General features: G+C 63.9%; 12 protein-coding genes and 1 tRNA gene. 5 read left to right on the top strand and 8 right to left on the bottom strand.

Translation table 11 applies throughout. From position 1 onward, the window contains the following. The first annotated feature begins 19 nt into the window (after nucleotides 1-19). The gene (locus ON00_RS11360; protein WP_010405881.1) at nucleotides 20-742 is read left to right on the top strand and encodes an MJ0042-type zinc finger domain-containing protein; all 723 of its coding nucleotides are present in this window, start codon (nucleotides 20-22) and stop codon (nucleotides 740-742) included. Here ON00_RS11360 and ON00_RS11365 read toward each other — a convergent pair. Further along, nucleotides 714-2,090, bottom strand: a complete 1,377-nt coding sequence (locus tag ON00_RS11365) for an MATE family efflux transporter (protein WP_029622733.1) — start codon at nucleotides 2,088-2,090, stop codon at nucleotides 714-716. The genes ON00_RS11360 and ON00_RS11365 overlap by 29 nt on opposite strands. Nucleotides 2,091-2,200: 110 nt before the next feature. Between ON00_RS11365 and ON00_RS11370 the strand changes: the two genes are divergently transcribed. The 3 genes from ON00_RS11370 to ON00_RS11380 all read left to right on the top strand — a co-directional run bounded on the left by ON00_RS11370 (nucleotide 2,201) and on the right by ON00_RS11380 (nucleotide 3,831). Next, nucleotides 2,201-2,287 (top strand) — tRNA-Leu (locus ON00_RS11370). A 405-nt stretch (nucleotides 2,288-2,692) separates the two neighbouring features. After that, the gene (locus ON00_RS20225; protein WP_154651316.1) at nucleotides 2,693-3,442 is read left to right on the top strand and encodes a hypothetical protein; all 750 of its coding nucleotides are present in this window, start codon (nucleotides 2,693-2,695) and stop codon (nucleotides 3,440-3,442) included. Further along, entirely contained in the window at nucleotides 3,439-3,831 is a 393-nt protein-coding gene (locus ON00_RS11380) for a hypothetical protein (RefSeq protein WP_010405884.1), read from the top strand. The genes ON00_RS20225 and ON00_RS11380 overlap by 4 nt, the downstream gene beginning before the upstream one ends. 77 nt (nucleotides 3,832-3,908) lie before the next feature. Here ON00_RS11380 and ON00_RS11385 read toward each other — a convergent pair whose 3' ends face one another. Together ON00_RS11385 and ON00_RS11390 are read right to left on the bottom strand one after the other, a co-directional pair. Then, nucleotides 3,909-5,156 carry a spinster family MFS transporter gene (locus ON00_RS11385; RefSeq protein ID WP_010405885.1) on the bottom strand — a complete coding sequence of 416 codons (1,248 nt, stop codon included), beginning with the start codon at nucleotides 5,154-5,156 and terminating at the stop codon, nucleotides 3,909-3,911. Nucleotides 5,157-5,234: 78 nt separating this feature from the next. After that, complete coding sequence (locus ON00_RS11390; RefSeq protein WP_010405887.1) at nucleotides 5,235-7,595, bottom strand: TonB-dependent receptor; 2,361 nt, start codon at nucleotides 7,593-7,595, stop codon at nucleotides 5,235-5,237. A gap of 122 nt (nucleotides 7,596-7,717) precedes the next feature. Here ON00_RS11390 and ON00_RS11395 point away from each other — a divergent pair, with 122 nt between their 5' ends. Continuing rightward, the gene (locus ON00_RS11395; protein ID WP_010405888.1) at nucleotides 7,718-8,407 is read left to right on the top strand and encodes a TetR/AcrR family transcriptional regulator; all 690 of its coding nucleotides are present in this window, start codon (nucleotides 7,718-7,720) and stop codon (nucleotides 8,405-8,407) included. Nucleotides 8,408-8,535: 128 nt separating this feature from the next. On the opposite strand, the gene ON00_RS11400 is transcribed toward ON00_RS11395, so the two are convergent. The 5 genes from ON00_RS11400 to tldD form a co-directional block, all read right to left on the bottom strand. After that, nucleotides 8,536-9,987 (bottom strand): ammonium transporter, encoded by a 1,452-nt coding sequence (locus ON00_RS11400; protein ID WP_010405889.1) that lies wholly within the window; start codon nucleotides 9,985-9,987, stop codon nucleotides 8,536-8,538. A 23-nt stretch (nucleotides 9,988-10,010) separates the two neighbouring features. Next, the gene (locus tag ON00_RS11405) at nucleotides 10,011-10,349 is read right to left on the bottom strand and encodes a P-II family nitrogen regulator (protein WP_010405890.1); all 339 of its coding nucleotides are present in this window, start codon (nucleotides 10,347-10,349) and stop codon (nucleotides 10,011-10,013) included. A 139-nt stretch (nucleotides 10,350-10,488) separates the two neighbouring features. Next, on the bottom strand, nucleotides 10,489-10,698 hold the full coding sequence (locus ON00_RS11410) for a putative signal transducing protein (protein WP_010405891.1): 210 nt from the start codon (nucleotides 10,696-10,698) through the stop codon (nucleotides 10,489-10,491). A gap of 7 nt (nucleotides 10,699-10,705) precedes the next feature. Then, the gene (locus ON00_RS11415) at nucleotides 10,706-11,272 is read right to left on the bottom strand and encodes a pyridoxamine 5'-phosphate oxidase family protein (RefSeq protein WP_010405893.1); all 567 of its coding nucleotides are present in this window, start codon (nucleotides 11,270-11,272) and stop codon (nucleotides 10,706-10,708) included. A 44-nt stretch (nucleotides 11,273-11,316) separates the two neighbouring features. Beyond that, nucleotides 11,317-12,747, bottom strand: coding sequence for a metalloprotease TldD (gene tldD, locus ON00_RS11420; protein ID WP_010405894.1), 1,431 nt, complete (start codon nucleotides 12,745-12,747; stop codon nucleotides 11,317-11,319). Nucleotides 12,748-12,759 lie beyond the last annotated feature (12 nt).

Raw genomic sequence — 12,759 nt, forward strand, 5'->3', positions numbered from 1 at the left:
ACGGGGCCAAAGCCGTATCATGATCCTCGAATGCACCGAGTGCCACACGCGTTACCTCGTCCCGGATTCCGCCATCGGGGCGGATGGGCGGACCGTGCGGTGCGCAAGTTGCAAGCACAGTTGGTTCCAGGCGGGCGCCCCCGTGCTCGATCTGGTTGCGCGGGCCGAAGCGGCCCCGATCGCGCCGCCGCCCGTCGCGGCCCGGACGGAGGCGGCGGTCGAGACTCCGCCGGAACCTGTCTCGGCACCGGCGGCCAGCGCAGCGACCGCATCCTATGACGATTACGATGCGTTCGCGCACGAGCCGCCGTTTCGCCCGCGCCGCAACCCGGCGCGGCGCTGGACCGTGGCGGCGATCGCGGCTGGCATCGCCATGCTCGCGGCAGCAGCGCTGGTTTTCTATTCCGACCTGCCCGGGCTGGCGGGCCAGTTGTTTCGCCCGGCAACCGGCACGCCGCTGAAAATCGTCAGCAAGCCGGTCGACCAGCATACCTTTAACGGCAACGAGATTTTCGCGGTCAGCGGCATCGTGCTCAACCCGACCGACACCCGCCAGCCGATCCCCGACATCCGCGCCGACTTGCGCGATGCGCAGAAGCGGATCGTGTTCAGCTGGATCATCCGGCCGGAAGCGACCACGCTGCCGCCCAAGGGCCAAGTCCAGTTCAACTCAGCCCAAGTGAATGTGCCGGTCAACGCGCAGGAGCTGGTGCTCAGTTTTTCGGGCGAAGCCGCGCACTGATCCAGGCGAAGCGACCGCCATGCAGAAGTGCGGCGGCCACCATCCCTAGCCCGGAGGCATAGACGAGCCCAAGCGGCCCAACGCCCGCCTGCACGAACAGCCACCCCGCCCCGCCGGTGACGACGAAGAACGCGATGATGCTGTTCACCCCCGCCGCAATCTGGTCGCCGAGCGACCGCAGCGCATAGACGAACACCACCTGCACGCCGTCGAACAGAATGAACGGTGCCCAGATCGGCAGCATCGCCAGCGCCACCGCATGCACGCCAGCGGCCGCCGGGAACGCCGCGACGATCGGCCAACGCGCCACCACGATCACAATCGCCAGCAAGCCCGTGAACAAGGCCGCCAGCGCAGCCGCGATCAGCGTGCGGGGCACTGCCAGCGCAGGGGTGCCCTCGCCCACTGCATTGCCGACGCGCACCCCCGCCGCCGATCCCAGCCCCAACGCGACCCCGAAGGTGACGTTGTGGACCGAGAAGACGATCTGGAATGCGTGCGCGGTCACCGGGCCGAAATCGGTCGACAGCGCGATCAGAATCGAAAAGCCCGCCAGTTCCAGGCCCGACGCGATTGCGGGCACGATCCCGAAGCGCGCCAGCCGCATGGCACCGGGCACGGCAGCCCCCCAAGCCCGCCGCGAAAGATCGCGCACCCCGCGCGCCCGCGCAGTGTCCGTCGTCCACACTGCCGCCAGCATCGCCACCGCGCCGATCAGCGAGGCGCTTGCCGTAGCCGAAGCCGCTCCGACCGCCCCCAAAGCGGGCAGCCCCAAACGCCCGCCCGACCACGCCCAGGCCAGCACAGCGTTGAGCGGCAGAATCGCAAGGTTGACCACCATCACCCGGCGTGGCCGCGAAATCGCCTCCAGAAAGAAGCTCGCCGCGATCGTCGTGAGTTGGAATGGATAGGACAATGCCATCACCCGCACGACGCGCGCCGCCGGCCCCACCAAAGCGGGCGCGACGCCAATGCCGCCCAACATCACTTCGGCAAACAGCCCGAAACCGAGCGCACCCAGCGCGCCCAGCACCAGCGCCAGCACCAGCCCTTCGCGCAGCGTCGCGCCCGTACGCGGCAGGTCGCCCGCGCCATCGGCACGCGCGGTGAACACCAAAGTACCCGACAACCACGCCAATCCGGCGACGATCGTCACGAAGGTCAGCGCGCGACTCGCGCCCAATGCGGCGACCTGGTCGGTGCCGGTCAAACCGACCACCACAATGTCGGTGACGCTCAAAATCGTCCAGTTGAGGCTGGTCAGCATCACCGGCCATGCCAGCGTGAGAATACGCCGCGTCTCCGCAACGCATCGGTCGGAGCGGGTTGGGAGTTGGGCAACGGGCATCCGGGCCTGCTACGCGCATCATCCCGATTGCGATAGGCATTGCGCCCGCCGCGATGCTTTGCTAGGGGCGCTCGCCTACCAGCTGCCGGGCGTGCCCGGTGATGTTACGTGCGGCCGTGGCGGAACTGGTAGACGCGCAACGTTGAGGTCGTTGTGGGCGAAAGCCCGTGGAAGTTCGAGTCTTCTCGGCCGCACCACTTTTTAAAGTGCCGAATTTTTTATAGTCCCTGCAGCGGACTGTTTGGAAGGCGGCAGGCAAGCAATCATGATGTAGCGCTTGCAATGTTGGAAAATGTTGCTGATATGTTCCAACCTCTCCAACGGGGGTGGCACAAATGGAAATATCAACAGCTGAGCGGCGACGAGCATTTTCCTGCTGGTTAAGAACCGGCCGATTGCCCTCTGTGCGCAACGCGAACGGCGTAGAATTCAAATTCAATCCGTATCATGATCGGCAGAACGGGAGGTTCACCTTCCGCACGGGCGGAACCGCCGGAGGAAACCCTTTAGCCCCCCCTGGCGGCCAACAAACAGCGCAGGCTACCTCAGAAGCGGAACGGGAACCGGCGCGAGGCAGTAACAGTCGAGCGTTCGAAATCCCAATGACGTTGGAACAGTCGTTTCCAGGACTACAAAATGCTCCTGGAGGCGCGCTGATTGCGGTCGCGGATACTCTGTTCGATTTTACCGGACCTGCGAATGAATCGATGGCGCAGTTTCTTCAGGATCAGTCCAGGCACCTCATATCCCAAATCAAGGCGATCGATCCAAACTGGCATTACGATGAGATTGGTCCGACCGACGCATTTGGAATGCCGATCGTGACGGTCCAAGGCCTAAGCGCAAAGGTCGACGATCTGCGCTTCCAACGCGCCGCAGCCTTTGCGCGGGTGAAGGGTGACTATGGTCCACTCCAGGTCGAAACACTGCGTTTTGTGCAGCAACGCGCTGACGGCGCGTATAGCGATGGTCTTGCGTTGCTCAAGGCTGGCCGCCTGACCCCGAGACTCTCGGACAGAGAGGCAGTAGGAAACTACGTCGATCGGGAAGTTCGGCGAGATCTTCGCGTGCGCTATAGTCAATTGGGCATCGTCTCAAGCGGGCAGGGGCCTGTGCGGGTAAACCGGAGGGAAGACGACACTTCCGGCAATGACCTCACCTATCGGCGACCAGACGCGCGCGTTAAAGACGTTGCGTTCGACGTTACTTTGACGCGCAAGACGCTAAGAACGCCCCAAGTCCGCGGCTTTTTCAACACTGACTTTCGACCGAGCCGAGTCGTGATCATCCGTCCTCGTCAGCTCGGTATCGATCATACCTATGTTCTTTCCCGCCCGGAGACGAAACGATGAGCCCTAACCCCTACTTCAATCCAAAGCCGTACATCCCGGCGTCACTCAGCGAAATTTACGATCAGCTTGGATCAATGATATTACATGCCCCCACTTTTCTCGACCGAACGCTCGTTTTCCCCGATCGGAACATCGACAGCGAGTTCGACACGCTGGTCAAAGGGTTTGACATCGTCCGGAAAAAGCTGGGGGAAGAGCGCTACGCTGCGCTGATCGATCTCGCGGCGCGCGCGAAGGCGCTGTTCGCCGCCGATCAGGACGATACCAACGGCAAGACCGACCAGGGGCGTGCGCTACTCTTCGAGATCGAGGATATTTTACGTGATGCGCGGCGCAGCCGCGTCAAGGCCAAACTTCCCGATGATGAAGGTGAGATAACTGGCGACTGAGGTAAATTCTGCGGTGATCGAGGTGCCCCTTTTAATGAGACGAGGCATCGGCCCCCTAAGCTTGCAAGACCCTGCCCTCACTCCACCCAGTCGCGCGGGAGAAACCGGCTGGCGAGCGCCATCAACGCTCCGGCGACCAGATACAGGCAGAGGCCCGTCGCAATCGCGTAGCGCAGCGCATCGGTGCCATAGGTCGGCGTCAAATGATCCGACAGCGCGCCGATCACCCAGGAACCCAGCCCGAGCCCGATCAAATTGTTGATCAGCAGGAAACTGGCCGAGGCGGTCGCGCGCATATGGGCCGGGACGAGATGCTGGACCGCGGTCAAGACCGGGCCGAGCCAGACATAGACCAGCGCCTGTGGCAGCAGGAACAAGGCGAATGCCGCCTGCCACGATTCGGCCAATACCCCGGCGATGAACAGCGGCGTCCCCACCACATAGCAGATCGCCGGAAACAGCGCGTACCAGCGCCGCCCGCGCGCGCCGAGCCGGTCACCCAACCATCCGCCCAGCACAATGCCCGCAACCCCGCCGCTGAGCAGCAGCGCGCCGAAGAACTGCCCGGTCTGGCTCAAGCCCAGACCGTAGTTGCGCATGATCATGCTCGGCAGCCAGAACGCGACGCCATAACCGCACATCGACCCCGCTGCCGCGCCAAAGGCGAGCAGCCAGAAGCTCGGCTTGGCGGCGAGGATGCCGAAGACATGGGTGATCGGCACTTGATCCACCGGTGCCACCGCGCGCGGGCGATCGCGCACAATCGCTTTGAACGCAGGCGCGAGCAGCAGCCCCGCCACCCCAACCGCGAGGAACGCGCTGCGCCATTCGACCGTCTGCGCGATATAGCCGCCGAGCAGGGCCCCTGCCGCCGCGCCCACCGGGATGCCGAGCGAATAGATCGACAGCGCCCGCGCCCGCATGTTGGCCGGATAATAATCGCCGATCAGCGCATAAGAGGGTGCCACCCCGCCCGCTTCGCCAACGCCGACACCGAGGCGAAAGGCGAACATCTGCCCGAAGCTCTGCGCGGTGCCGCACAATGCGGTGAACACGCTCCACACGCCGAGCGACAGCGCAATCACCCAGGACCGGCTGGTGCGATCCGCCAGCAAGGCGAGCGGGATCGCCAGCGTCGAATAGAGCGCGGCAAAGGCCAGGCCGCCGAGCATCCCGAGTTGCGTATCGGTCAGCCCCAACGATGCCTTCACCGGCTGCGCGAGGATGCTCAGAATCTGCCGATCAAGAAAATTAAAGGTGTAGACCAGCAGCAGCATCGCCAGGACGAGCGCGCGGTTTGCCGGGCGGGGGGTGTCGGTGGTCATGCTGCCTGCCCTCAATCGTAAAAAGGGCCGGGCACCCTGTGTCGAGTGCCCGGCCCGCATGTTTGTAACCGCCGCGATTCAGAATTTCGCGGTAATCGTCCCGAACACCTGGCGCGGATTGCCGTAAAAGGCGGTTGCAATCCCTTCCTTGCCCAGCGTCGGAACATAGGGGCCATTCGGCACCGCCACGTTGGCGAGATTGATCGGATTCCCGGCCAGATCGGTGCGGATATATTGGTAGCCCGAGGTCTTATAGTGCTTGTCGGTGATGTTCTTGGCATGGACGCCGATCGAATAGCGCCCCTTGCCGAAGGTGTAGGTCAAATGCGCATCCCATAGCGCATAGCCCGGCTGGTCGAGGAACGGGCTGGCGGTTTCGAACTGGTGCGTCAGGCTGCGATACGACACCGTGGTGGAGGCGTTGACCTTGCCCGGCCCGGCCGGCAGCGTGGCACCGAGCGTGCCCGACAGCGTCCAGTCCGGCGTGTTCTGGAACACGCGGACATTGGCGACATCGGTGCCGGTCGGCCCGATGAACGTCTTATATTTGGCGCTGATATAGCCGAGCGTCCCGGCCAGCGTCACGTTCGACCCGGCCCCGGCAAAATCTCGCGCGAGGATCGCGTTCGATTCGAGTTCAACGCCTTTGATCGTCGCTTTGGCGGCGTTGGTGGTGATGCCGCAGAAGGACTGGACCCCGCCGATGATGCAGCCGACCGATCCCGGCACCTGCACATTGCTATAGTCCGAATAGAAACCGTCGAGCGCGAAGGTCAGGCGCTTGTCGAACAGCGCGCCCTTCCAGCCGACCTCATAGCTCTTCACCACTTCGGGCTTGAACAACAGATAGTTGTAGATTTCCTGATAGCTGCGCACGCCATCCTGATTGACGTCGGGGGCCGAGGTGCCCGACCCGCGCGGATCGAACCCGCCGCCCTTAAAGCCTTCCGAATAAGACGCATAAAACAGATGGTCGGCGGTCGGCTTAAAGCTCAGCGAGGCGCGCGGGGTGAAGCGTTTGAAATTGGCGGTGCCGCGGAAATTGGTCGATGGCGCACCGACCAGCGTCGGATTGCCGCCGAATTCCGAGGTCACGCCGAAATAGCTGGCCTTGAAGATATAGGACTCACGCTGGTCCCAAGTATAGCGCCCGCCCAGCGACAGGCTCCATTGCGGCGTGAAATCATAAGTGAAATCGCCAAAGATCGAGCTCGTCTCGGTCCGCACGTCGCCTGCGGTATAGGCGTCGAAGTTGGGGAGCGTCGTCGACAGGAGCACGTCGAAGCCGGTCGAAGCCTTCGCCCCCAGATAATAGAAGCCGACCAGGCCGTTGAGCTTGTCGCTCTTATAGGCGAGCTGGAATTCCTGGCTGGTCTGTTCGTTGCGATAGACGGCCGGCACATCGACATCGACCGCAGGCAGTGCGTCAAAGTCGATCGGCGTGAAGGAGCGGTCCTTGCGGAACGCGCTGATGCTTTTCAGCGTCAGATGATCGCTCAGTTCGCCGGTCGCCACCAGCGACAGCCCGCCCGCCTGGATATTCTGACGCGGGCTGTTGAGCCCGGCGCGCGTATCGAACGGATTGGATTGAACCGGCGTCGCGCTGGCCAAGCTGGTGATCAACCGCGAACCGTTGCGCGCGTTCGATTTGTCCTCGGTATAATCGCCGGTCAGCCGCAGCGACATCCGCCCGTCGGGCGAGGCAAACTCGATCGTGCCGCGCCCGGCCCAGACGTCCTTGTTATAATTGTCGATGTTGAGGTTGGTGTTGCGCCCGAAACCGTCGCGCGTCAGCCGCGCGCCCGATACGCCGATCTTGAACAGCGGCCCGACCGGCGTCGACAGGCTGATGATCCCGTCCGCCTGATTGAACGAGCCATAGCTCGCTTTGAAGCTCGCCTCGGGCACATCGGCCAGGCGCTTGGTCACATATTTGACCGCGCCGCCAATGGTGTTGCGGCCGTAGAGCGTGCCCTGCGGCCCGCGCAGCACTTCGATGCGATCGACTTCATACACATCCAGCACCGCCGCCTGCGGCCGGTTGAGATAGACGTCGTCGAGATAGATGCCGATGCCCGCCTCGAACCCGGGCACCGGATCCTGCTGGCCGACGCCGCGAATGAAGGCGGCGAGCGTGGAATTGGTCCCGCGCGCATCCTTCAGCGTGGTGTTGGGGGTGACGTTCTGGATGTCGGTCAAATCGACCACGCCGGTCTTCTCGAGCCGATCCGCGCTGAAGGCGGTCACCGCGATCGGCACGTTGAGCAAGGTCTCGGCACGGCGACGCGCGGTCACGACGATGTCGCTGCTCTCCGCCACCGCTTCCGGTTCTGCTGTCGTTGGTGTGGGGGCGGTCTGGGCCATGGCAGGCACGGCGGCAATGGCAGCGAGCGCGACGCTGGCGCTGAGCAACAAGCGCACGGAATTCAGGCGTGTCATCGGTTTTCCCCTCCTGCGGCGCATCCACATGGCCCGATATGCATCCGGGTTGTGCGCCTGTGATTCTCGCTTTACTGAAACATGAACCAGGTTTCAACTTGGGAATTGGGGAGGACGATCGGATGGCGGCCAAACGTGGCGCGGTGGCAACAGCCGACCCGGCGCAATCGGGCGCTCCGGCTGCGGGCGGCTACGCTGTGCGTCTCGACGATTCGGCAAGCGCGGGCAAAGCCCCACGGACCGAGCGCGGCCGCAAGACGTTGCGCGCCATTCTGGACGCCGCGGCGATCGAATTTGGCGAGCGCGGGTTCCACGAAGCCTCGGTCAGCGGCATCACGCGCCGCGCCGGCGTCGCGCTGGGCAGCTTCTACACCTATTTCGATTCGAAGGACGCGGTGTTCCGCGCGCTGGTGCGCGACATGTCGGATCAGGTGCGCGAGCGCGTCGCCCCGGCGATTCGCGCCGCCCCAGACCAGATTGCGGCGGAACGCGCCGGGCTGCTCGAATTCATTGCCTTTGTGCGCGGGCATAAGGAAATCTACCGGATCATCGACGAAGCCGAATTCGTCGATCCCGAATCCTTTCACCTGCATTATGCGACCACCGCCGAGCGGATCGCGGTGCGCCTGAAGGCGGGCGCGGCGCGCGGCGAAATCCGCAGCGACGTATCCGAAGTCCATGCCTGGGCGGTGATGGGGATGAACGTGTTCCTGGGCCTGCGCTACGGTGTGTGGACCGACGACCTCGCCCCCGAGGCGGTCGCCGATGTGATCGCCGATATGCTGGTCAACGGTCTGGCCGCGCGGCCCTAACCACCGTTGCTTATGCCGCAGTCTTCCCACAGAAAAAGGGCCGGTGCGTTGCCGCACCGGCCTTAGGTCGTCCGCAGGAGGAACATGGTTTGGCCGCCGGGCTCCCCCGAACCCGGCAGCCAATCTCTTCAATAGTGGTAAGCGCGCTCGCCATGCTCGGCGATGTCGAGGCCTTCCTGCTCGACATCGGCGCTGACGCGCATGCCCCAGGTCTTGTCGATCAGGACGAACAGCACCGCTGCACCGACCCCCGACCAGACCAGCGTCAGGCCAACCGCCGAGCACTGGATGATGACCTGGCTCAGCATGTCATAGGTGCCCGCGACCATCGTGCCGGGCTTGGTCGAATAATCGGCCAGGCCCTGACCACCGAGTTTGGGCGCGACCAGGATCCCGGTCGCGATCGCGCCGGTGATGCCGCCGACACAGTGCACGCCGAACACGTCGAGCGAGTCGTCATATTTGAACCACGCCTTCACCTTGGCGACGAAGAAGAAGCAGAGCGGCGAAACGATCAGGCCGAGCACGACCGAACCCATCGGCCCGGCATAACCCGAGGCCGGGGTGACAGCGACGAGCCCTGCAACAACACCCGAGGCGGCCCCGAGCAGCGACGGCTTGCCGCGCACGATCTGTTCAACCAGCAGCCAGGACAGGCCAGCAGCGGCGGTGGCGACGAAGGTGTTGATGAAGGCGACCGAGGTAACGCCATTGGCTTCGAGGTTGGAGCCAGCGTTGAAGCCGAACCAGCCGACCCACAGCAGGCTGGCACCGATCATGGTCATGGTCAGCGAGTGCGGCGGCATCGGCTCCTTCGGGTACCCCAGGCGCTTGCCGAGCAGGATGCACATCACCAGACCCGTGATACCGGCGTTGATGTGCACCACGGTGCCGCCCGCGAAATCGAGTGCGCCCCATTGGAACAGCTTGCCCGCATCGGCATTCTGCGCGGTGAGTGCGGCTGCGCCCTTGAGCGCCGCCGAAGCGATCGCGTCCGGGCCGCCCCAATACCACACCATGTGCGCGATCGGGAAATAGACCAACGTCACCCACAAAGCGGTGAACAGCATCAGCGGCGAGAATTTCACCCGCTCCGCCACGCTGCCGATGAACAGCGCCGGCGTGATGCAGGCAAAGGTCATCTGGAAGCAGATATAGGCGAATTCGGGAACATAGACGCCGTTGGAGAAGGTCGCTGCCTGGCTGTTCGCGTCGACTCCCATCAGGAACGCCTTGGAGAAACCACCAAAATAGGCGCTGCCGCCCGTGAAGGTGACCGAATAGCCATAAGTGACCCAGATCACCGCGACCATGCACACGATCATCAGCACCTGCGTGAGGACGCTGAGCATGTTCTTGGTGCGCACCAGGCCGCCATAGAACAAAGCGAGTCCCGGCACCGACATCATCAGCACCAAGAGCGAGGAAACCAGCAACCAGGCGGTATCGCCCTTGTCGACGGTCGCCTTTGGAATCGGCGAGACGGCCGCTGCCGCCGTGGTCTGCGCCCAGGCCGGGAGCGCGGCGAAGACGGCAGCCCCCGCGAGCGCCGCCAACCCCAATTTGGTCGATGCTTTCATCTTTACCCCCTTAACAGCCCCGCTCACAGCGCGGTCTCATCGGTTTCGCCGGTGCGGATGCGGACCGCCTGACCGACATCGAGCACGAAAATCTTGCCGTCGCCGATCGCGCCAGTATTGGCCGACGCTTGGATCGCCTCGACGACCTTGTCGGCAAGATCCGCGCCGCAGACGATCTCGATCTTGATCTTGGGCACCATGTTGGTGCTGTATTCCGCGCCGCGATAGATTTCGGTCTGGCCCTTCTGGCGGCCGAATCCCTTGACCTCGGTAACGGTCATCCCCGCGACGCCGATTTCGGTGAGCGCTTCGCGCACCTCATCAAGCTTGAAGGGTTTGATGATGGCTATGACGAGCTTCATGCGACAACCGCCCCTGGTTATGGACCCCAAGAGCTCTTACGCAATGAGCGTGCCAGAGTTGGAAAGACGCGTTTCCGCGTACAAATGCGTCACGAAAGATTACCGCGCGGTAAATTTTTGTGCAGTTGCGAAGGTTTGCCTAAGAATCGGGCAGTGCCGCAATGATGTGGCGCGCGGCCGCGATATCGTCCGCATCGACCATCACCCGCACCGGGATGAAAAACTGGCTGCCATCGGCAATGCTGGCGTTACCGTCGAGCGCGAGGGCGGGGATCCCCTCCGATTCAAGCCGCCCGATCACGATATGCGCTTCGTTGCGCGCAAAACGGCCGAGTTCTACCAGACTCATCGGGCCGTCACGCGGACGGCGCGTCGAAGCTCGGCAACACCGCCTGCACACGGACGGGCAAGCCATCGATGCTGGTCGTGCGATCCGCGATTTTGGCGAGGCGCGCCGCCGGTTCCTGCTGGGCGTGATATTTGACCAACGTATCGCGCGGGCGATCGAGCGTCATGTGCGGCACGCCCCATCCGCAGCTCGTCTGCAGGCTGTCGACCGTGATGTCGAAAATCTGCCGCGCACCGGGCAGGCGCGGGAAATGCTGGGCGAGGTCGTCAAAGCCCGGCTCCCCCGCAATCACGAAACGCCCCGTCCCATATAGCCGCAAAATCAGCGCCGGATTATCGAACGCGCAGAACATGATGGTGATGCGCCCATCGGCGGCAAGGTGCGCCTGCGTCTCATTGCCCGATCCGCCAAGATCGAGATAGGCGACGCGATTGGGGCCGAGCACGCGAAAACTGTCCATCCCCTTGGGGCTGAGATTGATGCGCGCGCCCTCCGCCGCCGTCGCCACGAAAAACATCGGTTGCCGCGCAATGAAAGCGCGGTGCTTGTCGCCAAGGGCGCGAAAGAATTCCATGGCGAGCGTTTAGCATAAGCGCACCCCGTTGGCGATCCGCAGGCTTAGACCGCCGTGCCGCCGACCGTCAGCCCGCCGACCAGCAGCGTCGGCTGCCCGACGCCGGCCGGCACGCTCTGCCCGCCCTTGCCGCACATGCCCACGCCCTCGTCGAGCGCGAAATCGTTGCCGATCCCTTCGACGCGCGTCAGGCAGGACGGGCCATCGCCGATCAACGTCGCGCCCTTGATCGGCGCACCGAGCTTGCCGTTCTCGACCAGATACGCCTCGGTGCAACTGAACACGAATTTGCCCGACACGATATCGACTTGCCCGCCGCCAAAGCTCTTGGCGAAGATGCCGTTCTTCACGCGCGACAACAGCTCGGCCGGATCATCGCTGCCGCCGCGCATAAACGTGTTGGTCATGCGCGGCATCGGTGCGTGGGCGAAGCTCTCGCGGCGGCCATTGCCGGTCGGGGCCACGCCCATCAGCCGCGCATTGAGGCGGTCCTGGATATAGCCTTTGAGGATGCCGTCCTCGATCAGCACATTTTCCTGCGTCGGCGTGCCTTCATCGTCGATCGACAGCGATCCGCGCCGGTCGGCGATCGATCCGTCGTCGACCACCGTCACGCCCGGGGCCGCGACGCGTTCACCAATGCGGCCGGAAAAGGCGCTGGTGCCCTTGCGGTTGAAATCCCCCTCCAGCCCGTGGCCGATCGCCTCGTGCAGCAGGATGCCGGGCCAGCCCGGCCCGAGCAGCACGGTCATCTCGCCCGCCGGGGCCGCGACCGCATCGAGATTGACCAGCGCCTGCGACAGCGCCTGGTCGATCGCGCGGTTCCACGTCGCCGGTTCCATCAGCTCGGTATAGAGATAGCGGCCGCCCATGCCGAAATTGCCGGTTTCGCGACGGCCATTCTGTTCGACCACGATCGACACGTTTAAGCGCACCAGCGGGCGCACGTCGGTGGCAACGAAGCCATCGGCGCGGACGATTTCGACCACGTTCCAATTGCCCATCAGCGACACCGACACTTGCGCCACGCGCGGATCACGCGCGCGCGCGGCGGCATCGATCGTCTGGCACAGAGTCACCTTGTCGGCGAAGGGGATCAGGTCGAGCGGATCGGCGGCGGTATACAGGTGGCGGTTGGTGCTGCGCGGCGGCCCCGCTTTGGGCGCGGAGGATGGATCGATCAGCGCCATCGTCTCGCTCGCACGCCGGATCGCGGCGGCGCTCAGTTCATTGGCATGGGCGAAGGCGGTCATCTCGCCCGACACCGCGCGCAGGCCAAAGCCCGAATGCGTGTCGTAGCTCGCCGTCTTCAGCCGCCCGTCATCAAAGCCGAACGCTTCGGACTTGCGATATTGCAGGTACAGTTCGCCATCATCGGCCTTGCCGAGCGCAGCGGCGGTGAGCGCTTGCGCCTCGGCCGGATCAAGCTGGCCATCGTGGTACAGGAAGGCGCGGGGGTCTGTGGGGCTGGTCATCCAGCAGAGATA

The sequence above is a fragment of the Sphingomonas echinoides ATCC 14820 genome, assembly GCF_000241465.1.
Lineage (GTDB): Bacteria > Pseudomonadota > Alphaproteobacteria > Sphingomonadales > Sphingomonadaceae > Sphingomonas > Sphingomonas echinoides.